The following is a 22,008-nucleotide window of genomic DNA, read 5'->3' on the forward strand; positions in this document are numbered from 1 at the left end:
CATACCGGTTATCCGGGCTTCAACAGATGTGACAGATGGCTCAAGGCGTTGATTCAAGAAAATTGCGGCTGGGCTGTTGCCCAGCCGGTCCTGCAGTCGTTCCCGGTGGCTAGGGTTGCGAAGGCATCAATGCAGTTTCATTCGTGGCTCGGTGCCTTTGCCGATCCGGCTGCCGAGCATCAGCATCAAGGTGCGGAACGTGCCATACAGGGCCATCTGGTGCATGCGGTACAGCGAGATGTAGAACATCCGCGCCAGCCAGCCTTCAAGCATGACGCTGCCGGTCAGGTTGCCCATCAGGTTGCCTACCGCCGAGAAGCGCGACAGCGAGATCAGCGAGCCATAGTCCTTGTAGCTGTACTCCGGCAACGCCTTGCCCTCAATGCGCAGGCGCAGCGATTTGACCAGCAGTGAGGCTTGCTGATGGGCGGCCTGGGCGCGTGGCGGGACGTTGCGATCAGTGCCTTTTTGCGGGCAGGCGGCGCAGTCGCCGAAGGCGAAGATGTTTTCGTCGCGGGTGGTCTGCAGGGTCGCCAGCACTTGCAGTTGATTGATGCGGTTGGTTTCCAGGCCGTCGATGTCCTGCAAAAAGCCCGGTGCGCGAATGCCCGCCGCCCAGACCTTGAGTGTTGCCGGAATCACCTGGCCGCTACTGGTCACCAGGCTATCGGCAGTCACTTCACTGACTGCCGAGTTGGTCAGCACGGTAACCCCGAGTTTTTCCAGGGTCTGGTGTACCGGGCCGCCGATACGTTCGGGCAGGGCCGGCAGTACGCGTGGGCCTGCCTCGATCACGGTAATGCGCAGGTTTTCCGGTTTGATCTGGCCCAGGCCGTAGGCAGCCAATTCATGGGCGGCGTTATGCAGCTCGGCAGCCAGCTCTACTCCCGTGGCGCCAGCGCCGACGATGGCCACGCTAATCTCCTGGGCGCTGTCTGCCTGGCCGGCGTGGGCGCGCAAATAGAGGTTGAGCAATTGCTGGTGAAAGCGCTCGGCCTGCTTGCGGGTGTCGAGGAACAGGCAATGCTCGGCTGCCCCCAGGGTGCCGAAATCATTGGTGGTGCTGCCCACCGCCAACACCAGGGTGTCGTAGTCCAGGCTGCGTGCGGGCACCAGCACTTCACCGTGCTCATCCTGCGTAGCCGCCAGGTGGATCTTGCGGTTGGCGCGGTCCAGGCCGCTCATGCGCCCGAGCTGGAACTGAAAGTGGTTCCACTTGGCCTGAGCCACGTAGTTCAGCTCGTCCTCGTAAGAGTTCAACGAGCCGGCCGCCACTTCATGCAGCAGCGGTTTCCAGATGTGGGTCAGGTTGGCGTCTACCAGGGTTACGCTGGCGGTGCCTTTCTTGCCCAGGGTTTTACCCAGGCGGGTAGCCAGTTCGAGACCGCCGGCGCCGCCGCCGACGATAACAATACGATGAGTCATAGGGATTACTCGGAAGGTTAAGGAAATCGGTGATCACGATCTTCGCGAGCGCAGCGCGGCTCAGAGCGGCGGATCGAACATCCAGAGCAGTCAGGCGGCAAGCCACAGATAGCCGCACGGGAGCTGCCGAAGCCTTGCGAGGCTGGCGCTCTACCGGATACGGAGGCTGTGCTGACACACTGGACAATTGAGACTGCTCGGATAACAAGTGGTTCATGGACGACGCCTCGGCTCGATAGGCCACAGAGTGGATCAGCTCAATGGCTCGACCTGCAGATCGTCGCATAAGCGAATGATTCCGCTTTGTATCACTCGCGCAGTGATTCCGCCATGCCCGCGCACTGCCTGAAAGGTGCCAACGCCCAGATTCTGCTCCAGCCGTGCGCATGGCTGGCACCAGCCGGTGGTTTCCAGAATCGCCTGGCCCACCCGGAAGCGACGGCCTTTGAGGCTGAACAGGTTGATGCCGCTGATCACCAGGTTGCGGCGCAGGTCCTGGGGCAGGATCGGTCGGTCCGCAGGGCGTCCCAGCAGGGCGCTGATGACGGCCAGATGTTCCCACTGAATCAGCGTCACCTGGCGGGCATTGCGCGGGCCGGGGCGCGCGTGATCGCCGGTCAGGCCAGCCTCTCGACGTGCTTCGACAGCGTCCAGTTCCAGCATGGCACCACGGGCCTGCGGGCGTACCCCGATCCAGCGGACCTGGCCGGTTTGCGGCACCTCGGCCAATAATTGCTGCAATGGGCTGATCACAGGCTGATTCCTACGTCGAAAACCACCGTGCGGCCCAGGTTGGTACGCAGAAAGTCCGGTGCGCCAGGGTGCGCGAACAGCACCCTGGCAAAATTGGGGCCGACCAGCGACAGCGAACGCCAGCCCTGGCGCAGGTATTCGGTGGGCGGCGGAAAGTGGCTATTGAGGTCCAGCGCTTCGCGCTTGAGGCTGGCAAAGGCAATGATGTCCAGCGCGCCCAGGTCCAGACCGCGTTCCTGGTAGTTGCTGGCCTTTTTGAGCAGGGTCGGGGCCAGCCGGCGCAGCAGGGCAGGGGCCGGCACCCGTTTGGGCTTGGTCTCGCGGCGCACCAGCTGGCTGAGCGAGAAAGCACTGCGGCGACGTTGCAGTTCTTCGCGCCATTCATCGTTCAGACGCCGGCCTTCGTCGAGCACGAAAAACACCTCAAAGCGCGCATCGAAGAACAGCACATCCGGCGGCTCCTGTTCGGCTGGCAGAAAGTCTTCGTGGCGATAGGGGATATTCAGGCCTTGCAGCAGGCGCTGGCAGACCCAGCGCTCACGCTCCCATTTGCGTGCGTTGGACAGAAACGCATTGGCTTGTTCGGCCTGGCTGGTCAGCAGGCGCAGGTAATCTGAGTCATCCATAGCCGTCGCGTCGAGGTGGCTGAAAAAGTGAGTCGGTCGGTGGTGCAGTATCGCGTATGCCTGTAGCCTGCCATGCGCCAGACAGGCGCACAATCGCCGTCATTCATTGCCTTGAGGATAACGCCTTGAAAATCCTGCCCATCCTGCTGCTGGCCCTGTTGCCTCTGGCTGCTCAGGCCGTCGAAGTTGGCGAGCGTCTGCAACCCTGGACGCTGCTCGACCAATACGATCAGCCCTATACCTTGACCGACCAGGCCCAGACCCTGCTGGTGGCGCGCAGCATGGACGCCGCCAAACTGGTCAATGCGGCGCTGGAGGGCAAGCCCAAGGGCTATCTGGAGGCGCGTAACACGGTGTTTGTCGCTGACATTCAGAAAATGCCGGCCATCATCGCCAAAATGTTCGCCATCCCGAAGATGCGCGACTACTCCTACCGGGTGATGCTGGACCGCGAATCACAGATCGTGCCGCGCTATGCCGGTGACGAGGATAAAGTCCTGTGGCTGCAATTGCGTGACGGCAAGCTGCTCAGCCAGCAGCAGTTCAGTGATGCCCAGGCGCTGCGCAAGGCATTGGAACAGCCCATACACTGATGCCCGTAGGAGCCGCTTTAGCGGCGAAAGCTAGCGGCGAAGGCTTCGCCGCTAAAGCTTCGCGGCTGAAGCCGCTCCTACGGGATTTGCCGCGCTAAAGCCTACGGACACCTCACCATCAATGTTCGCGAAACGGCCTTTCCAGGTCGGCAGAGAACAGTTCGTCTTCGGCATCCGGTGCCACCGGGATGGCGTGCTCTTCAGCCGCCCAGGCGCCCAGATCGATCAGCTTGCAGCGCTCCGAACAAAATGGCCGGGTCGGGCTGGCGGCGCTCCATTCAACGGGGGCGCCGCAGGTGGGGCACTGTACGGTCATGGGTTGGCTCATCAGTGGCCTCCTGTCAGGGTCAGATAAAAGTGATGCAGGCGCTCGACCTCGCTTTTCAGCCAGGCCGGGTCGCGGTCGTTGACCAGTACATCGTCAGCATGGCGCAAGCGCTCCTCGCGCTGGGCCTGAACCTTGACAATGGCCTGCACCTGTTCGGCGCTGCTGGCATCACGCTGCATGGTGCGGGCGATCTGCAGCTCGACGGGCGCATCGATCACCAGCACGCGCTGGGTGGTCTGGTATTGCCCGGACTCGATCAGCAGCGGCGACACCAGAATGGCATAGGGCGATTCGGCGCGGCTCAGGTAGCTGGCGATCTCTTCGCGCACCAACGGGTGCAGCAGTGCTTCGAGCCAGCGGCGTTGTTCGGGGTCGCTGAATATCAAACGGCGCAATGCAGTACGGTCCAGCTCGCCACTGGCTTGCAGCACCTGCGGGCCGAAGTGTTCGACGATTTTTGCCAGCGCCGGGCGGCCGGGTTCGACCACCCAGCGGGCGGCGTGGTCAGCGTCGACGGTATGGATACCCAGGTCGATAAAACACTGCGCCGCAGCGCTCTTGCCGCTGCCGATACCGCCGGTCAGGCCGAGAATCCAGGGGGTGTTAACGGGTTGGGTCATTTAAAACCGGCAAATTGCAGATAGGAGTCGGTTATTTGACCACCCCATAGCAAAGCGATCCACCCCGCGATGGCCAGATAAGGACCAAAAGGCATGGGTGTGCCCGCCTGATGGCGGCGCAGACGCAGCAAAATCATGCCCAGCAGCGCGCCGACCAGTGACGACAGCAAAATGGTCAGCGGCAGGATCTGCCAGCCGCCCCAGGCGCCGAGCATGGCCAATAGCTTGAAGTCGCCATAACCCATGCCTTCCTTGCCGGTCAGCAGCTTGAATAGCCAGAACACCGTCCACAACGACAGGTAACCGGCCACCGCCCCCCACAGCGCATCGCCGAGGGTCGTGAACAGGCCGAAGCTGTTGACGATCAGGCCCAGCCACAACAGCGGCAGCACCAGGCTGTCGGGGAGCAACTGGTGATCGGCGTCGATCAGGCTCATGGCCAACAGACCCCAGCCCAGCACCAGCATTGCTGCGCATTGCCAGCCGAAGCCGAAGTGCCAGGCGACGCCGGCCGATAATGCCCCGCACGCCAGCTCGACCAACGGGTAGCGTTTACTGATCGGCGCCCGGCAACTGGAACAGCGGCCCTTGAGCAGCAACCAACTGATGACCGGCACGTTTTCCCAGGGGCGGATACGGTGTTCACAATGCGGGCAAGCGGAATGCGGCAGGATCAGGTTGTAGCGCGCCGGGGCCGGTTCTGCGGGCAGCTCAAGCACTTCACGGGCCTGAGTCTGCCAGTCGCGCAGCATCATCTTCGGCAGGCGGTGGATCACCACATTCAGGAAGCTGCCGACCAGCAGGCCAAGAATCAGGGTGCAGACGATAAAGGCCGCCGGGGAGGCGGCCAGAAATTCGGCCAGTGACATGTCAGACCGCCGCCCCCAGTTTGAAGATCGGCAGGTACATGGCGATCACCAGGCCGCCGACAATCACCCCCAGTACCGCCATGATCATCGGCTCCATCAGGGTGGTCAGGTTATTGACCATATTGTCCACTTCGTCTTCGTAGTAGGTCGCGACCTTGTCGAGCATGCTGTCCAGTGCGCCGGATTCTTCGCCGATGGCGGTCATCTGGATCGCCAGGCTGGGAAATACATTGGTCGAGCGCATCGAGAAGTTCAGTTGCATACCGGTCGCCACGTCCTGCTTGACCTTGTATACCGCATTCTTGAACACCACGTTGCCGGTCGCACCGGCCACCGAGTCCAGCGCTTCGACCAGCGGCACGCCGGCGGCAAAGGTCGTGGCCAGAGTACGGGCATAGCGCGCCACGGAGGACTTGTAGATCAGCGGGCCTACCAGCGGTAGCTTGAGCAGAAAACGGTCAACCGTATCGCGGAATTTCTGCGAGTTGTTGTAGCTGCGCAGGAACAGAAAAATCCCGCCGATCAGCCCGCCGAGGATGATGTACCACCATTGTTCAAACACTTCGGAAAGGCCAATCACCATCAGAGTAAAGGCCGGTAGCTCGGCACCGAAGCCTTCGAACACCGACTTGAATTGCGGCACGACCTTGATCAACAGAATCGACGAGACGATGGCCGCCACTATCATCACCGCTGCCGGATAGGTCATGGCTTTCTTGATCTTGGCCTTGAGCGCTTCGGTTTTTTCCTTGTAGGTGGCGACCCGGTCCAGCAACGCTTCAAGGGCACCGGCCTGTTCGCCGGCGTCCACCAGGTTGCAATACAGCTCGTCGAAATACTGCGGCTTCTGGCGCAGTGCGGTGGCAAAGCTGTTACCGGCTGCCACGTCCTGCTTCAGCGACTCGACCAGCACCCGCATGGCCGGTTTTTCCGAGCCTTCGGCAATGATGTCGAACGACTGCAGCAGCGGCACGCCGGCTTTCATCATGGTCGCCATCTGCCGTGAGAAGAAGGCGATATCCAGCGGTTTGATCTTTTTGCCCCGGCTGCCAAAGATCGAGGTGGATTTCTTGCGCACCTTGGTCGGGTTGATGCCCTGCTTGCGCAACTGGGCCTTGATCAGTGCCGGGTTGTGACCGTCCATCTCGCCACGCACCTTGGCGCCTTTGCGGTCCAGGCCTTCCCAATTGAAGGTACTGAGTTTGACTGCCTTCTTGGCCATGCTTAGTCCTTGGTCACCCGGTTGACTTCTTCCAGGCTGGTAACGCCCTGCATCACTTTCACCAGGCCAGAGGTGCGCAGGTCATTGAAGCCGTCCTTGCGCATCTGCGCAGCGATTTGCAGGGCGTTGCCTTCTTCCATGATGATCCGTTCCAGTTCCGGGGTTTTCTTCACCACCTCATAGATCCCCACCCGGCCCTTATAGCCGCCATTGCACTGCTCGCAACCGACCGGCGCGTACAGGGTAAAGCTGCCGATCTGCGCCTCGCTGAAGCCTTCTTTAAGCAGGGTGTCGTGCGGCACTTCGATCTCTTTACGGCAATGCTTGCACAGCTTGCGGGCCAGCCGCTGGGCAATGATCAGGTTGATCGCGGTGGCAATGTTGAACGAAGCCACGCCCATATGGTGCAGGCGCGTAAGGGTTTCTGCCGCGCTGTTGGTGTGCAGGGTCGAGAGCACCATATGGCCGGTCTGCGAGGCCTTGATAGCGATTTCGGCGGTTTCCAGGTCGCGGATCTCGCCGACCATGATCACGTCCGGGTCCTGACGCAAAAACGCCCGCAAGGCCTGGGCGAAGTCCATGCCCTGGCGCGGGTTGACGTTGACCTGGTTGATGCCTTCGAGGTTGATCTCCACCGGGTCTTCGGCGGTGGAAATATTGATGCCCACGGTATTGAGAATATTCAGGCCGGTGTACAGCGACACGGTCTTGCCCGAGCCGGTCGGGCCGGTGACCAGAATCATGCCTTGCGGTTGCTTGAGCGCTTCCAGGTACAGGGCTTTCTGATCCGGTTCGTAGCCCAGGGCGTCGATACCCATCTTCGCACTGGCAGAGTCGAGAATCCGCATCACGATCTTCTCGCCCCACAGGGTGGGCAGGGTGTTCATCCGGAAATCGATGGCCTTGTTATTGGAAATGCGCAACTTGACCCGCCCGTCCTGCGGCTTGCGCCGCTCGGAAATATCCAGGCTGGCCATCACCTTCAGGCGTGCGGCAATCCGACCGGCCAACTGAATCGGCGGTTTGGCGGCTTCATGCAGGATGCCATCGGTGCGAAAGCGTACCCGGTAGCTCTTTTCATAGGGCTCGAAGTGCAGATCCGAAGAGCCCAGGCGAATGGCGTCGAGCAGCATCTTGTTGACGAAGCGCACCACCGGCGCGTCGTCGGTATCAACATCAGCGTTTAACGACGTTTCCTTAAGGGCTTCGGTGGGCTCGACCTCGCCGCTCAGATCAATGTCGCCAATTTCTGCAAGGCCCCCACCGGTATCGAACAGGCGCTCGATGGCATCGCTGAGCTTGTCGTCTTCAACCAGAATGGCTTCGGTGTTCAGGCCGGTGCTGAACTGGATATCGGTGACGGCTTGATGGTTGGTCGGGTCCGACACGCCAATGAACAGTTTGTTGCCGCGCCGCCAGAGCGGCAGGGCGTGATGCTGGCGCACCAGCTTTTCGCTGACCAACCCTTTGGGCTGGCCGTCCTTGTCGAGGCTGTGCAGGTCCATGAACGGCACACCGAACTGCTCGGAAGCCATCTCGGCCAGTGTCAGGCTTTTCACCAGCTTGTGCTGGACCAGGTAAGTGATCAACGACACCTTGTCGCGGCGCGCCTGCTGGGAGGCCTGCTGGGCGGCTTTTTCGGTTAACAGCTCGGAAGCGACCAGTTGCTTGGCCAGACCGCTGAGGACAACATCAGACATAACACCACCAGACACAGACAGTGTGACGGTTATATCGCAGTCAGGCGGTACTGCCAAATGAGGATGTGCCGAGTGACAAAAAATGTCAGTTTGTGCGGATTGTTGGAGGCTTTGCTGCGCTCAGCTGGCGTTTTTGCGCCGAAATTGTGATGGCTGTCACTTTGGCATGCCCTGTGCTTTGACCCAGTCAGGCACCTTTTCCTTGACGCCTGGAGATGCGCAGATGAATGCACAAAAAGGTTTTACCCTGATCGAGCTGATGATCGTAGTGGCGATCATCGGTATCCTTTCCGCAGTTGCACTACCCGCTTACCAGAACTACACCAAGAAATCGCGCTTTACTGAGGTGATTTCGATCGCCAATGGTTACAAGACGGCAGTTGGCTTGTGCATCCAGGCGTTGGGCACCAAGACTGGTTGCGCAACCGGTACTAATGGTATCCCTGCTGCACCAGCAGCAGCACAAGGTGTTCTAGCTTCCTTGACGGCAACTGACGGCGCCATTACTGCGACCGGAACTACAGCTGTTGATGAGCGCACTTATGTTCTCACCCCAACTGTTACCGATTCGGGCACAACTTGGGCTGTGACTGGTACTTGTACCACTGCTACCCCGAAACTTTGCAACTGAGGCAAATTTGCTTGATGTTGTCATAAGTGCGGATCTTTCAGCCCAACTGAAATTTCAGATGCAATAAGCCCACGCTGGTCGTGGGCTTTTTCATTTATTTGATGCGCAATCAGCAAACCCAACGTCTCATCCAGACAATTACCCCCCGCCCCACCCCCGTACCCTGCGGTGTCTTTCTCAACCACCCAGGCGTCCTCCGATGAGCCAGAAACCGATCACCGTCCTGCGCGACACCACTCCCTTGCCCGTTGTCGATGCCTGCAAATGGGAGCGCATCGAAGGTGAGCCGCACACCGTCAACCTCAATGCCTACACCTCCGAGGACGGCTCGAAGATCATGGGCACCTGGGTCTGCACGCCGGGCAAATGGCGCGTGGAGTATGTGAAGTGGGAATACTGCGACTTCCAGGAAGGCTATTGCATCATCACCCCCGATGGCCAGGAGCCGATTCATCTGAAGGCCGGTGACAAGTTCATTGTTGAAGTCGGCATGAAGGGCACTTGGGAAGTGGTTGAAACCGTGCGCAAGTATTTCGTGTTCGCCTGATTCTGCTTTATCGCTTTAACCTCCTCTTTTGATGGTCGCAGCCTGTGCCGCGGCCATTTTTTTCGCCTGCCGTTTGATCAAAAAACGTCCCTGACGGCGTGCCTGCGACCGCCCGGCGCAGCGCTGTCGTGGTTGCGACACCCATGTCGTGATTGGCTTTGGTCGGGGCGCAATCGGGTAATAGACCCCATGCAGCCCAAGGGTAAGGTGGCGGGGCATTTTCATTGGCGTGCGTTGTAGTTACTCCCGATGTGCCTCAGCGTGTAAGGTGCGCCGTTTCCAGGGTAGCCAGCCTGTACCCGTCGACACAAAAAAGAGAAGAACAAGCACCATGATCAGCCCCGACTCCAGTGGTCAACTGGCGCAAGGTTTCAAGCCGCGTCATGTCACGATGTTATCGATTGCCGGCATTATTGGCGCCGGCCTGTTCGTTGGCTCCGGCCACGCCATCGCCGCCGCCGGCCCGGCCACCATCCTCTCCTACCTGTGTTCCGGTTTGCTGGTCGTGCTGGTGATGCGCATGCTCGGCGAAATGGCTGTGGCCAACCCGGACACCGGTTCGTTTTCCACCTACGCCGACCAGGCCATCGGGCCATGGGCCGGTTTCACCATCGGCTGGCTGTACTGGTGGTTCTGGGTGCTGGTCATCCCCATCGAAGCGCTGGCCGCCGGCCATGTGCTGCATCAGTGGTTCCCGCAGGTCGATGCCTGGTTGTTCGCCTTGCTGTCGATCGTGCTGCTGGCCGCGACCAACCTGTTCAGCGTGGCCAAGTACGGCGAGTTCGAGTTCTGGTTCGCGCTGTTCAAGGTTGCCGCAATCATCGGTTTCATCAGCCTCGGTTTTGCGGTGTTGTTCGGTTGGGTGCCGGGCCGCGAGGCCAGCGGCCTGACCACCCTGATGGCCAATCATGGCGGCTTTGCCCCCAACGGCTGGTCGACAGTGGTCGGGGCCTTCATCACGGTGATGTTCAGCTTTATCGGTACTGAAGCGGTGACCATCGCTGCTGCTGAGTCCGCCAGCCCCGCACGCAACATCGCCAGGGCCACCCGCTCGGTGATCTGGCGCATTGGCGTGTTCTACATCCTGTCGGTGTTCGTGATCATTTCCGTGGTGCCATGGAACGACCCGCAACTGACCGTGGTGGGCTCTTACCAGCGGGCGCTGGAGATCATGGACATCCCGTTCGCCAAGTTCATGGTCGATGTGGTGGTGCTGGTCGCGGTGGGTAGCTGCATGAACTCGTCGATCTATATCTCCTCGCGCATGCTCTACTCGTTGGGCAAGCGCGGCGAAGCACCGGCTGCAGTACGCAAGACATCAAAGGTCGGTGTGCCGCGCATGGCGGTGTACGCCAGTGTCGTGCTCGGTGCCATTATCACCGTCGTCAGTTACTTCGCGCCGTCCGGGCTGTTTGAATTCCTGCTGGCCAGTTCCGGCGCCATCGCGTTGCTGGTGTACCTGGTGATCGCCATCTCGCAACTGCGCATGCGCCGCAAGCTGACCCGGCAGAAAGTCGAGATTGCCTTGCCGATGTGGCTGTTCCCGTGGCTGACCTATGCGGTGATCCTGTTTATCTCGGCCGCGCTGGTGGTGATGATGATCACCCCGGATCACCGCGCGGAAATCACCTCGACCATCTGCCTGGCGCTGGCCATCTCGCTGATCGGCATCTTCGTTGCCGGGCGGCATGAGCAGCCCGAGAATGTCATTGCACAGGCTCAGGAAAAGACCTGAAACCAGGACTGTTGGCTTGGACCGGCGCTTGGCTTGCTCCCACCTCAACTCAGCCTTGAAATACGGTGGGAACGAGCTTGCTCGTGAAGAGGCCTATGAAGTCACAGCACCTGCGGCGAATGTACTGGTCCTTTCGCGACCACAGAGGTTTGCAAAGCTCAAACGAATAGCCCGCCCCAGGCTGACCCCAACAACAGCAAGGCCATGCCGCGATTGAAGCGCTGCATGGCTTGCGCGGTTGTCAGCAGACTAGCCGCCCCGCGCCCCAGCAACGCCCAGACCAGCAGGCAGGGAGTGGCGATCATAAAGAAGATCGCGGCATACAGCCCGTAATCGCCTGCGCTTGCCTGTGCGCCGGTAAACACGCTGACCACCGCCAGGGCCATCAGCCAGGTTTTGGGGTTGATCAGTTGCAGGCCTGCGCCGGCCCAGGCGCCCATGGCTTTGCTCTGGCTGTCGGCTGTCAGCACGCTGGCGGGCGCACGCCACAGTTGCCAGGCCAGCAGGCTGATCCAGGCCACACCCAGCCAGCCCATCAGCTGTTGCAACCAGGGCAGGCGCTGGAGAAACTCGCCCAGGCCCAGCCCGGTGAGTAACACAATCAGCGCCGCACCGGCACTGGCACCCAACGCAATGCGCAGCGCGACGCCCAGGCCGTGCAGGGCGCTGTTGCTCAGCACCAGAATATTGGTCGGGCCGGGTGTGATCGAGGCAACGAAGGCGAACAGGATGAAGGGCAGATAGTGGGTCATGGCTAGCTCCTTGGAGCTGCCGATTGTCCGTACCTGTCGCTCAGCGGTCTGGAAGGTTTGTGCAGTGCTTGCGGTAGGCGGCCGGGCTCAGGCCGTAGGCGCGGCGGAACCAGCGGCCCAGATGGCTCTGGTCGGCAAAGCCCAGCGCGGCGGCGACATCGGCAGGCGTCGAACCCTGATGCAGCAGCCTGCGTGCCAGGCTCAGGCGCAGTTGCACCAGATAGGCATGCGGCGCCAGCCCATAAGCCGCCTTGAACGCCCGTGACAGGCGAAAGCGGTCGACGCCGCTGGCCCGCGCCAGCTCATCCAGGCCGATATCCTGCTCGACGTGGGCGTGCAGGTATTCGCGTGCGCGGATAGCCACCTGCGGCAGCCGCGCGCTGCCCGGTTCGGCCTGACGCCAGTGCAGGGTGGCGCTCAGGGTTTCCAGCAAAGCATCCAGCGCCGCGTGGCGAACAATCCGCAGATCCTGGTGATGCAGCGCGACAAAGGCCTGGGCGATGCGCTGTACCAGCGCCGGCTCGTGGGCCAGGGTCTGACGAAAGCCGGGCAGGCTGTTGGCCGGGGCGTCGCCGAACAATGCCTGCATCTGGGTTTCAAGCCAATGCGGTTGCAGGTACAGGGTCGAATAGGTAAAACCACCGCTCAGCGGCGCATTGCCGTCATGAACTTCGCCGGGCTCCAGCAAAAACGCCTGGCCTGGCGTGCTGCTGTGCAACTGGCGCCGGCAGTTGAATTGCTGCACACCCTGCTCGGTAATGCCCACCAGATAACAGTCGTGCCAGTGCGGGTCGTAGGCATGGCCGGTAAAGTGCGCCCGAATGGTCTCGATCCCGGTTTCGGCATCCAGTTTGAGGGTGATCCAGCTAGTGGTCGGCATGATCGGTCAAGGGTGCCCGCAGGTTCATTCGCGCCGCCATTATCGTCCTTCCGGGCCGCTGGCTATCTAGAAGATTTGTGCAGCGCGATCAGGTTATTGCACCCCCATGCGCCGCCGCGCGCGGTGCACCGAGCCGTTGCGCACTGCCCAGCGCAATACCGGCGCCACGCTGCGCACGGCGGTGCGGATCAGGGCGCGCTTGGGCGCGCTCTGCTGGCGGCTGAGCATGGTGCTGGCCCAGTTGGGCAACAGCTCGATACCGGCCTGCATCATCAGCGCGCCGAACGGTTTGACCAGCCGATTGGGCGCCGGCTCCGCCAGCAGCAGGCGGATCACTTCATGACTGCGCTGGTCGCAGACCAGTTCGCTGCGGATATTGTCCAGATACTCGGCAATCGCCTGGCGTGAGCGCGGGACGTTGCGGGCACCCAGTTGCTCCGCGACCAGGGCGGTTTCGGCAAAATAGGCGTCCTGCTCGGCTGGCGACAGCTGCGGGTTGAGGTAACGCAGGTGCGCGGCCATGAAGCAACTGACCTCCGCGACATGCACCCAGGTCAGCAAGGCCGGATCGCTGGCCGCATAAATCCGGCCGTCCGGTGCAGTGCCGGTGATCTGCAGGTGAATACGCCGTACCTTGTCGATCAGCCACTGGGCATCCTGCGTCGAGCCATAGGTGGTCCCTGAGATGAACTGCCCGGTGCGGCGCAGGCGACCGAGCATGTCCTGACGAAAGCTCGAATGATCCCAGACCCCGGACAATGCCAGTGGATGCAGGGTCTGCAGCATCAGCGCGCTGATACCGCCGATCAGCATACTGGTGAAATCCCCATTGACCCGCCAGCACACCGCCTGCGGGCCGAACAGGCCAGGGTCACCCTTGGGGTTCTCCAGGTCGAGCTGACCGAGCGCCAGGCCGGTCAGGCTCAGAACCTGCGTTTCGATACGACGGCGAATGAATTCCATATAACGCCTAAGGCTGATCCACGGGCCGGAGCATAACCCCGAGCGAACTTGCTCGCGAATAATGAAGGCTAAGCGCCTTGATGCTCAAGCGCCGGGTCGCATTTAACGGATAAACCCTCTCAACGGTTCATCCGTTTGTCGATCAGCTCATCCACCACCGCCGGATCGGCCAGGGTCGAGGTGTCCCCCAGGCTGTCGAGCTCGTTACAGGCAATCTTGCGCAGGATCCGTCGCATGATCTTGCCCGAACGGGTCTTGGGCAACGCTGGCGTCCACTGGATCAGCTCAGGCTTGGCAAAGCTGCCGATCTCGCCACTGACCCGCGTCAGCAACTCCTGCTTCAGCGTATCAGAGGGTTCCACGCCCTTGACCGGGGTCACAAAGGCATAGATCGCCATGCCTTTGACCTCATGCGGATAACCGACCACGGCCGCCTCGGCAATGCTGTCATGCAGCACAATCGCGCTCTCGACCTCCGCCGTGCCGATCCGGTGCCCGGACACATTGATCACATCATCGACCCGCCCGGTAATCCAGTAATCACCGTCCTCGTCGCGGCGCGCACCATCACCCGTGAAGTAATAGCCGGGGTAAGGCTTGAAATAGGTGTCGATCATCCGCTGCGGGTCACCGTACACACTGCGGATCTGCCCTGGCCAACTGGCCTTGATCGCCAGCAAGCCACTGCCCGCGCCTTCGATTGGCTGGCCTTTGTCATCGAGTAACACCGGCTGCACGCCAAACAACGGCCGGCTGGCACAACCGGGTTTGATCCGCGCCTCACCCACCAGTGGGCTGAGCATGATGCCGCCGGTCTCGGTCTGCCACCAGGTATCGACGATGGGGCAGCGCGCCTGGCCGACCTGGCGGAAGTACCAGTCCCAGGCTTCGGGGTTGATCGGCTCGCCGACACTGCCCAGCACCCGCAGGCTGCTGCGCGAAGTGCTCTGCAAGGGACCGGAACCCTCGCGCATCAGGGCGCGCAGTGCGGTTGGTGCGGTGTAGAAGATGTTCACCTGATGCTTGTCGATCACTTGCCAGAAGCGCGAACTGTCCGGGTAGTTAGGCACGCCTTCAAAGATCAGGGTGGTCGCGCCGTTGGCCAATGGGCCGTAGACGATGTAGCTGTGGCCGGTGACCCAGCCGACATCCGCCGTGCACCAGTAGACTTCGCCATCCTGGTAGTCGAACACCAGCTTGTGAGTCAGCGCCGCGTGCAACAGGTAGCCGCCGGTGGTGTGCAACACGCCCTTGGGTTTACCGGTGCTGCCGGAGGTGTAGAGGATAAACAGCGGGTCCTCGGCGTCCATCGCCTCGGGCGGGCAATGGTCATCGACCCCTTTGAGCGCCAGGTGATACCAGATATCCCGGCCTTCGACCCAGTTGATCTCGCCTTGGGTACGCTCTACCACCAGTACGGTAGTGACCGCCGGGCAGCTTTGCAGCGCTTTGTCGACGTTGGCCTTGAGCGGGATGTACTTGCCGCCGCGCACGCCCTCATCGGCAGTGATCACGGTATGGCAGTCGGCATCGAGTATCCGGTCGCGCAGCGCTTCTGGAGAGAAGCCGCCAAACACCACTGAATGCACCGCGCCGATGCGCGTGCAGGCGAGCATGGCGTAGGCGGCTTCGGGGATCATTGGCATGTAGATGCACACCCGGTCGCCTTTTTTCACGCCACGTTGCTTGAGCACGTTGGCCAGCCGTGCCACATGGTGATGGAGCTTCTTGTAGGTGATTTCGGCGGACTCGCCGGGGTTGTCGCCTTCCCAGATTATGGCCGGCTGATCGCCGCGGCTGGCCAGGTGGCGGTCGATGCAGTTGTAGCTGACGTTCAGTTTGCCGCCCTTGAACCACTGCGCCTGGCCGGTGTGCAGGTCGGCCTGGCAGACCTGGGTCCAGGGTGCATCCCAGTCGAGAAACGCGTTGGCCTGTTCGGCCCAGAACTGTTCCGGCTGCTCGATAGACTGCCGATACAGGCGCTGATAGTCATCCGGGCTCAGGCGCGCTGCGCGGCGTACGGCATCGGCTTGAGGGAAATCGCTGAGCTGCAACATGCCATGCTCCTTGTTCTTGGGTCTCTACAAGAATAGGAGCGGCAAGGGGGAGGAGGGTTCAATCCCGGTAGGCATAGCGCGGGTGTTACCGATCTGAGCTCGTTCCCACAGAGGGTGTTCTCACAGATCTGAGTTGCTACCTCAGTGGGAACGAGCTCGCTCGTGAAGGGGGCGTTACATTCACACTATCTGCTGTGAATATCACGCCGCTTTCACGACCAAGGTCGTTCCCGCATGGGTCGTCCCTACAAGGGGATCAACCGCGATGACGGCCGCGGAAGTAGTTGATCAGACCCTGGGTAGAGGCATCTTCGGCAGGCTCTTCGATACCGCCGGTCAGGCGCTGGTAGACGCCTTTGCCCAGCTCTTTGCCCAGCTCCACACCCCATTGGTCGAAGGCGTTGATGCCCCAGATCACGCTTTGCACGAACACTTTGTGCTCGTACATGGCGACCAGTGCACCCAGCCGGCGCGGGCTGATGCGCTCGACCACCAGGGTATTGCTCGGCCGGTTGCCGGGGATCACCTTGTGCGGCGCCAGCTTCTGAATCTGCTCTTCGGGCACGCCTTTTTCACGCAGTTCGGCTTCGGCCTCGGTGCGGGTCTTGCCCAGCATCAGCGCCTGGCTCTGCGACAGGCAGTTGGCGTACAGCCACTGATGATGGTCGGCAACCGGGTTGAAGCTGACGATCGGCACGATGAAGTCGGCCGGAATCAGCTGGGTGCCCTGGTGCAGCAACTGATGGTAGGCGTGCTGGCCGTTACAGCCCACACCGCCCCAGATCACCGGGCCAGTGTCGGTCGATACCGGGCTGCCGTCCTGACGCACGCTCTTGCCGTTGGACTCCATGTCCAGCTGTTGCAGGTGCTTGGTGATGTTGCGCAGGTAATGGTCGTACGGCAGGATCGCGTGGCTCTGTGCGCCCCAGAAATTGCCATACCACACCCCGAGCAGGCCCAGCAGCACCGGCATGTTCTGCTCGAACGGCGCGCTCTGGAAGTGCTGGTCCATGGTGTAGGCGCCCGACAACAGCTCCTTGAAGTTGGACATGCCGATGGCCAGCGCAATCGGCAGACCGATGGCCGACCACAGCGAATAGCGGCCACCGACCCAGTCCCACATCGGGAAGATGTTTTCTTCACGAATACCGAATGCCACCGCCGCCGCGTTGTTGCTCGACACGGCAATGAAGTGACGATGCAGTTCGGCTTCCGAGCCGCCCTGAGCCAGATACCAGGCCCTTGCCGCCTGGGCGTTCTTGAGGGTTTCCAGGGTGCTGAAGGATTTCGACGAGACGATGAACAGTGTGGTTTCGGCACGGATGTTCATCGACAGCTCGTGGAATTCACTGCCGTCGATATTGGCCAGGTAATGGCAACGTACGCCCTTGTGGGTGTAGGCCAGCAGCGATTCGGAGACCAGCTCCGGACCCAGGTAGGAGCCACCGATGCCGATGTTGACCACGTCGGTGATCGGCTTTTCGGTGTAGCCGCGCCACAGGCCGTCATGGATCCGGCCGACCAGTTCGGTCATCTGGCTCAGCACCCGGTGCACTTCGGGCATGATGTTGGTGCCGTTGACCAGCAGCTTGTCACCCACCGGGCGTCGCAGCGCGGTGTGCAGCGCCGGGCGGCCTTCGGAGGCGTTGACCAGCTCGCCGTCGTACTGCGCCTTGATGGCTTCCTTGAGGCCCGCTTCCTTGGCCAGATTGACCAGCAACTCGCGGGTTTCGGTGGTGATCAGGTTTTTCGAGTAGTCGAGAAACAGGCCATTGCTGCTCAGGGTGAACTGGCTGAAACGCTGCGGGTCAGCGGCGAATGCATCGCGCATGCTGAAGTCTTGCATTGCCTGGCGGTGTTGGCTCAATGCCTGCCAGGCGGGCAGAGCGGTCACATCGGAAGGATTGCGGTAGTACGCCATCGCTTGGGGTTTCCTTTAACTTGAACTGCCAGTGGACATGTCAGGGCCGCAGCTGCGGCGGCCGTTGTGTAGCGCAGGCTCGACATTGGGGGCGCTGCTCAATGTACGGGCATTTCACGCCAGGGTGCCATCGATTACCACGCCAATCTGTAGGGCTATGGCACTGCTGTCCCAGCTTAGTTCATCGCAGGGCGCCGTTGCAGTAGCCAATGACGCCTCAGCGGCTCAGGTGCAGGTTGTCGATCAGTCGGGTTTTGCCCAGCAACGCTGCGCCAATCACCACCACATCGCGATCAGCCGCGGTGGCCGGGCGCAGGCTGGTAGCCTCGCGAATCTCCAGATAATCGACGCGAAAGCCAGCTGCCGCAAGCTCGTCGCGGCCACTGTCGAGCAAGGCTGTGAACCGGGTGTCACCGGCTTGCAGGGCATCGGCTATCGAGCGCAGTACCCGGTACAGGGCCGGCGCCTGGGCGCGCTGCTCATCACTCAGGTAACCATTGCGCGACGACAGCGCCAGGCCGTCAGCGGCGCGCACGGTGGGTTCGCCAATGATCTGGATTGGCATGTTCAGGTCGCGGACCATCGCGCGGATCACCGCCAGCTGCTGGAAGTCCTTCTCGCCAAATACCGCGACATCCGGCTGAACCATGTTGAACAGCTTGCTGACCACCGTGGCCACGCCTTCAAAATGCCCGGGCCGGCTGGCACCGCACAGACCTTCGGAAACCAGCGGTACGCTGACCCGGGTCTGCTCGCCCATGCCGTTGGGGTACATCTCGTCCACACCGGGGCTGAACAACAGGTGGCAGCCAGACTGCTGGAGCTTTTGCTGGTCGGCGGTGAGGGTGCGCGGGTAACTGGCCAGGTCTTCATTGGCGCCGAACTGCAGCGGGTTGACGAAGATGCTCGCCACCACGAAGTCAGCGTGTTCAGCGGCGCGGGCCACCAGAGTGGTATGGCCGCTGTGCAGATTGCCCATGGTCGGCACCAGCGCAATGCGTTTACCGTCTTTACGTGCCTGGGCAATGGCTGCACGCAGTGCCTGAACGCTGTTGACTGTGTTCATGCCTGGAATCCGTGTTCAAGGGCAGGGAAGCTGAGGTCTTTGACTGCGGCTACATAGGCGTTGATGGCCGACGGGATATCCGGCTGGCCGACCATGAAATTGCGCACGAAGCGGGCGACCCGGCCGCTGATCGACAGGCCGAGCATGTCGTGCAGCACCAGCACCTGGCCGTCGGTGCCGCTGCCGGCGCCGATCCCGATGACCGGCACCTGGACGGCCTGGGTAATTTCCTGGGCCAGCTCGGTGGGCACGCATTCGAGCAGAATCATCGCTGCGCCGGCCTGTTCAAGGGCAATGGCGTCGGCCCGCATCTGTCGGGCCTGGGCTTCGAGCCGGCCCTGGACTTTATAGCCGCCCATCACATTGACGGTTTGCGGGGTCAGGCCCAAATGTACGCACACCGGAATACCGCGGTCGGTGAGCTGGCGTACCGAGTCGGCCAGCCAGGCAGCACCTTCGACCTTGACCATGTGCGCGCCGGCCCGCATCAGCGTGGCGCTGTTGAGCAGGGTCTGCTCAATGCTGGCGTTGGCCATGAAGGGCAGGTCAGCGAGCACCAGCGCGCCTTGATTGCCACGGCTGACACTGGCGACGTGATACGCCATGTCGGCGACAGTAACAGGCAGGGTGCTGTCATGGCCCTGCAGGACCATGCCCAGCGAGTCACCGACCAGCAGGACTTCGACGCCCGCCCCACTGGCGACATGGGCGAAAGTCGCGTCATAGCACGTCAGCATGGTGATCTTTTCACCCTTTTGCTTGAGCGACTGCAACGACGTAACGGTTGTAACCGGCATGTAGAGTTCCTCCATCACCAGGCGCTGTAAATCCTTGGGATTTATCCTGGAAAGCAGGCACACCGTCGTGTCGCGGTGTTTTGCAAAGGCCTGTCTTGTGCCCATTCGCCAGCAAGCCGGCGCGGGAGGCCTATCTTCGTGAGGCGGGAGTGTGAAGTCAATTGGAGGTGTTACCCGTTACGAGGACGCTTCTAAAAACTTCTTTTATAAGCGCCCTCTGGGCATTAAAGGATTGCTACTGCAAGGCTGGCAGCCGCTCAAGGCCTTCGAAGGGGCAGGCGGCCAGCATCTGGTCGAGGCGGCGGCCGTCGGGCAGTTGCAGGTCGGCGTCCAGCTCGGCCAGCGGATAGAGCACGAACGCCCGGGCCTGCATGTGGTAATGCGGCACCTGCAGGCGCGGCACGTCGATCAACTGCTTGCCGAACAACAGGATATCCAGGTCCAGCGTACGTGGCCCCCAGCGCTCCAGACGCTCGCGGCCTTGATCGAGTTCTATGGCCTGAAGAGCGTCGAGCAATTGCAAGGGCGCCAGATCAGTATCCAGTGCCGCCACCGCATTGGTGTAGCGCGGTTGGCCGGGCAGCAATGAGTCGCTGACGTAGAACGACGATACCCCAGCCAACCGGGTGTCGGGCAGCCGGGCCATGGCTTCAAGGGCGTTGCGCAACTGCGCCGCCGGGTCGGCCAGGTTGCTGCCCATGCCGATGTAGGCGCGTTCAGTCATTGAACAGGTCTGCATCGTCGCTGCCGCGCTTGCGTTTCGAACCGCTGCGGCGGCGCTTGCGCGGGCCGTTGCCGGTTTCGTCGGACTTGCTGCTCAGATCGCTGATCATGTGCCGCCGTTGGCTGTCGTTGGCGTCCTGATAATCGGTCCACCACTGGCCCAGACCATCGGTCTGTTCGCCAGCGGTTTCACGTAGCAACAGGAAGTCGTAACCGGCGCGAAAGCGCGGATGGTCGAGCAACTGGTCGGCGCGTTTGCCATAACGGCGCGGCAAGCGTTCCTGCATGTCCCAGATCTCGCGGATCGGCAGGGTGAAACGCTTGGGGATGGCAATGCTGCGGCACTGTTCGACGATCAGTTCGTGGGCGGCGTCCTGCATCGCGGTGATCGGCGGCGTACCGCGCTCTTGCAGGCGCAGTACCCGGGCCGGCAAGGCTGGCCAGAGCAGCGCTGCGAACATGAAGGCCGGGGTGACCGGCTTCTCCTGGCGCACCCGCAGGTCGGTGTTGGCCAGCGCTTTGCTGATCAGCGTATGGGTGTAGGTCGGGTTGTATTCCAGCGCCTTGGCGGTGGCCGGGAACAGCGGGTCGAACAGCTCAAGGTCGACGAGCATTTCGAAAGTGATCTCGCCATGCCCGGACAGAAACAGCTTGAGCGACTCTTCGAACAGCCGTGCCGCCGGGATATCGCGCAGCATCGGTGCCAGCGGCCGGATCGGCAGCATGCTGTGTTTTTCGATGCCGAAGTTCAGCTTGGCCGCGAAGCGCACCGCACGCAGCATGCGCACCGGGTCTTCCTTGTAACGTTGCTCCGGGTCGCCGATCAGGCGAATCAGCCGATTGCGAATATCGTGTACACCGTTGGCGTAATCGAGGATGCGCTCGGTCACCGGGTCGTAGTACAGCGCGTTAATAGTGAAGTCGCGGCGCTGTGCATCGTCTTCCAGAGTGCCGTAGACGTTGTCACGCAGGATCCGGCCACTGGAGTTGCGCGATGACTGGTGGGTGTTTTCTTCTTCATCTTCGTCGGGATGATTGGCGCGAAAGGTCGCGACCTCGATGATTTCCCGGCCGAAGTGAATATGCACCAGCTTGAAGCGTCGGCCAATGATGCGCGCATTGCGAAACTCGGCGCGGATCTGCTCGGGCGTGGCGCTGGTGGCAACGTCGAAGTCCTTGGGGTTGATCTGCAGCAGCAGGTCGCGAACGCAGCCGCCGACCAGATAGGCCTGGTAGCCCGCGCTTTGCAGGCGCTCGACGATGTTCACCGCATGGCGGCTGAACTGAGCGCGTTGCAGCGAATGCTGATTGCTATTGAGCACGATCGGCGTTGAACGCGTGTGTTGCTGCGGCGTGCGCAGTGGAGAGCGAAATGACTGGAACAGCTTCTTCAGCATGGGATGCACTGTTTGAAGGAATATTCGGCCAAAAATGGAGAATGACCGCATGATGGGCGGGGATTCTAGCATTTGATCGAGCAATGGTGTAGGAAGCCGTCTAAGCGGGAGGTAGGCCGCGTGCTGCGGGCCTTGTAGGCAGGGTGACAGAAGTCCGGAAGCTACTGGGGGAGCCGAAGCTCCCCCAAAGTGCGTGCTCTTTATTTTTATTATTGAGTCGGGCTTCTTGTTTTTGTTGAGTGCCCATTCACAAGGCTTTGTGCCTGTGAAACCTCTCAAACCGAGAGTAAAGAGCAAACGGATTGCTTTGGTCGCTGTCTTGCAATGATCAATCGATCCAACCAGTTCAGGTGCTACCTTGGGGTAGTTTTTGTTGTTCTCAGTCTGGTCGTGGGGCAAGCCC

The 22,008-nt window shown here is 61.3% G+C and carries 21 protein-coding genes; 4 read left to right on the forward strand and 17 right to left on the reverse strand.

The genetic code is table 11. The features are described from left to right. Positions 1 to 126: 126 nt before the first annotated feature. The 3 genes from NJC38_RS17725 to NJC38_RS17735 all read right to left on the reverse strand — a co-directional run bounded on the left by NJC38_RS17725 (position 127) and on the right by NJC38_RS17735 (position 2,804). The gene (locus NJC38_RS17725) at positions 127 to 1,425 is read right to left on the reverse strand and encodes an NAD(P)/FAD-dependent oxidoreductase (RefSeq protein ID WP_253116233.1); all 1,299 of its coding nucleotides are present in this window, start codon (positions 1,423 to 1,425) and stop codon (positions 127 to 129) included. Positions 1,426 to 1,677: 252 nt separating this feature from the next. Beyond that, positions 1,678 to 2,175: an MOSC domain-containing protein gene (locus NJC38_RS17730; RefSeq protein ID WP_253116286.1), complete on the reverse strand. Its 498-nt coding sequence runs from the start codon at positions 2,173 to 2,175 to the stop codon at positions 1,678 to 1,680. Further along, positions 2,175 to 2,804: a DUF1780 domain-containing protein gene (locus tag NJC38_RS17735; RefSeq protein ID WP_045483618.1), complete on the reverse strand. Its 630-nt coding sequence runs from the start codon at positions 2,802 to 2,804 to the stop codon at positions 2,175 to 2,177. Before NJC38_RS17735 ends, NJC38_RS17730 begins: the two co-directional genes overlap by 1 nt. A 125-nt stretch (positions 2,805 to 2,929) precedes the next feature. Between NJC38_RS17735 and NJC38_RS17740 the strand changes: the two genes are divergently transcribed. Further along, the gene (locus tag NJC38_RS17740) at positions 2,930 to 3,397 is read left to right on the forward strand and encodes a hypothetical protein (protein WP_253116235.1); all 468 of its coding nucleotides are present in this window, start codon (positions 2,930 to 2,932) and stop codon (positions 3,395 to 3,397) included. Positions 3,398 to 3,515: 118 nt separating this feature from the next. On the opposite strand, the gene yacG is transcribed toward NJC38_RS17740, so the two are convergent. The 5 genes from yacG to pilB are packed head-to-tail and all read right to left on the reverse strand — an operon-like array spanning position 3,516 to position 8,136. Next, positions 3,516 to 3,725, reverse strand: a complete 210-nt coding sequence (gene yacG, locus NJC38_RS17745) for a DNA gyrase inhibitor YacG (RefSeq protein ID WP_045483612.1) — start codon at positions 3,723 to 3,725, stop codon at positions 3,516 to 3,518. Next, positions 3,725 to 4,345: a dephospho-CoA kinase gene (coaE, locus tag NJC38_RS17750; RefSeq protein ID WP_253116237.1), complete on the reverse strand. Its 621-nt coding sequence runs from the start codon at positions 4,343 to 4,345 to the stop codon at positions 3,725 to 3,727. The genes yacG and coaE overlap by 1 nt, the downstream gene beginning before the upstream one ends. Then, entirely contained in the window at positions 4,342 to 5,214 is an 873-nt protein-coding gene (locus tag NJC38_RS17755; RefSeq protein WP_253116239.1) for an A24 family peptidase, read from the reverse strand. The genes coaE and NJC38_RS17755 overlap by 4 nt, the downstream gene beginning before the upstream one ends. Position 5,215: 1 nt before the next feature. Continuing rightward, positions 5,216 to 6,436, reverse strand: a complete 1,221-nt coding sequence (locus tag NJC38_RS17760; RefSeq protein ID WP_045483602.1) for a type II secretion system F family protein — start codon at positions 6,434 to 6,436, stop codon at positions 5,216 to 5,218. 2 nt (positions 6,437 to 6,438) lie between these two features. After that, positions 6,439 to 8,136 (reverse strand): type IV-A pilus assembly ATPase PilB, encoded by a 1,698-nt coding sequence (gene pilB, locus NJC38_RS17765; protein ID WP_253116240.1) that lies wholly within the window; start codon positions 8,134 to 8,136, stop codon positions 6,439 to 6,441. Positions 8,137 to 8,359: 223 nt separating this feature from the next. On the opposite strand from pilB, the gene NJC38_RS17770 reads away from it, so the two are divergent. The 3 genes from NJC38_RS17770 to NJC38_RS17780 all read left to right on the forward strand — a co-directional run bounded on the left by NJC38_RS17770 (position 8,360) and on the right by NJC38_RS17780 (position 11,049). Beyond that, positions 8,360 to 8,767: a prepilin-type N-terminal cleavage/methylation domain-containing protein gene (locus NJC38_RS17770; RefSeq protein WP_253116242.1), complete on the forward strand. Its 408-nt coding sequence runs from the start codon at positions 8,360 to 8,362 to the stop codon at positions 8,765 to 8,767. Positions 8,768 to 8,966: 199 nt separating this feature from the next. Continuing rightward, positions 8,967 to 9,314 carry a cupin domain-containing protein gene (locus tag NJC38_RS17775; RefSeq protein ID WP_253116244.1) on the forward strand — a complete coding sequence of 116 codons (348 nt, stop codon included), beginning with the start codon at positions 8,967 to 8,969 and terminating at the stop codon, positions 9,312 to 9,314. A 331-nt stretch (positions 9,315 to 9,645) separates the two neighbouring features. Further along, positions 9,646 to 11,049: an amino acid permease gene (locus NJC38_RS17780; protein ID WP_253116246.1), complete on the forward strand. Its 1,404-nt coding sequence runs from the start codon at positions 9,646 to 9,648 to the stop codon at positions 11,047 to 11,049. 158 nt (positions 11,050 to 11,207) lie between these two features. Here the strand turns inward: NJC38_RS17780 and NJC38_RS17785 are convergent, their stop codons facing one another. The 9 genes from NJC38_RS17785 to NJC38_RS17825 form a co-directional block, all read right to left on the reverse strand. Beyond that, a complete protein-coding gene (locus NJC38_RS17785) occupies positions 11,208 to 11,801 on the reverse strand; it encodes a LysE family translocator (protein ID WP_253116248.1) in 594 nt (197 codons plus the stop codon). 40 nt (positions 11,802 to 11,841) lie between these two features. Then, positions 11,842 to 12,681, reverse strand: a complete 840-nt coding sequence (locus NJC38_RS17790; protein ID WP_045483572.1) for an AraC family transcriptional regulator — start codon at positions 12,679 to 12,681, stop codon at positions 11,842 to 11,844. Between the two features lie 93 nt (positions 12,682 to 12,774). Continuing rightward, a complete protein-coding gene (locus NJC38_RS17795) occupies positions 12,775 to 13,644 on the reverse strand; it encodes an oxygenase MpaB family protein (protein WP_045483570.1) in 870 nt (289 codons plus the stop codon). A gap of 119 nt (positions 13,645 to 13,763) precedes the next feature. After that, entirely contained in the window at positions 13,764 to 15,701 is a 1,938-nt protein-coding gene (acs, locus tag NJC38_RS17800; RefSeq protein WP_253116250.1) for an acetate--CoA ligase, read from the reverse strand. Positions 15,702 to 15,957: 256 nt separating this feature from the next. After that, the gene (gene pgi, locus NJC38_RS17805; protein WP_045483564.1) at positions 15,958 to 17,622 is read right to left on the reverse strand and encodes a glucose-6-phosphate isomerase; all 1,665 of its coding nucleotides are present in this window, start codon (positions 17,620 to 17,622) and stop codon (positions 15,958 to 15,960) included. Positions 17,623 to 17,839: 217 nt separating this feature from the next. Further along, entirely contained in the window at positions 17,840 to 18,688 is an 849-nt protein-coding gene (gene panC / locus NJC38_RS17810; protein WP_253116252.1) for a pantoate--beta-alanine ligase, read from the reverse strand. Further along, a complete protein-coding gene (gene panB / locus NJC38_RS17815) occupies positions 18,685 to 19,485 on the reverse strand; it encodes a 3-methyl-2-oxobutanoate hydroxymethyltransferase (protein WP_253116254.1) in 801 nt (266 codons plus the stop codon). The genes panC and panB overlap by 4 nt, the downstream gene beginning before the upstream one ends. 235 nt (positions 19,486 to 19,720) lie before the next feature. Continuing rightward, positions 19,721 to 20,209 carry a 2-amino-4-hydroxy-6-hydroxymethyldihydropteridine diphosphokinase gene (gene folK / locus NJC38_RS17820; RefSeq protein ID WP_253116256.1) on the reverse strand — a complete coding sequence of 163 codons (489 nt, stop codon included), beginning with the start codon at positions 20,207 to 20,209 and terminating at the stop codon, positions 19,721 to 19,723. Next, entirely contained in the window at positions 20,202 to 21,605 is a 1,404-nt protein-coding gene (locus NJC38_RS17825; RefSeq protein WP_253116258.1) for a polynucleotide adenylyltransferase PcnB, read from the reverse strand. Before NJC38_RS17825 ends, folK begins: the two co-directional genes overlap by 8 nt. Positions 21,606 to 22,008: the final 403 nt, after the last annotated feature.

Source organism: Pseudomonas sp. 21LCFQ010 (genome assembly GCF_024129905.1).
Lineage (GTDB): Bacteria > Pseudomonadota > Gammaproteobacteria > Pseudomonadales > Pseudomonadaceae > Aquipseudomonas.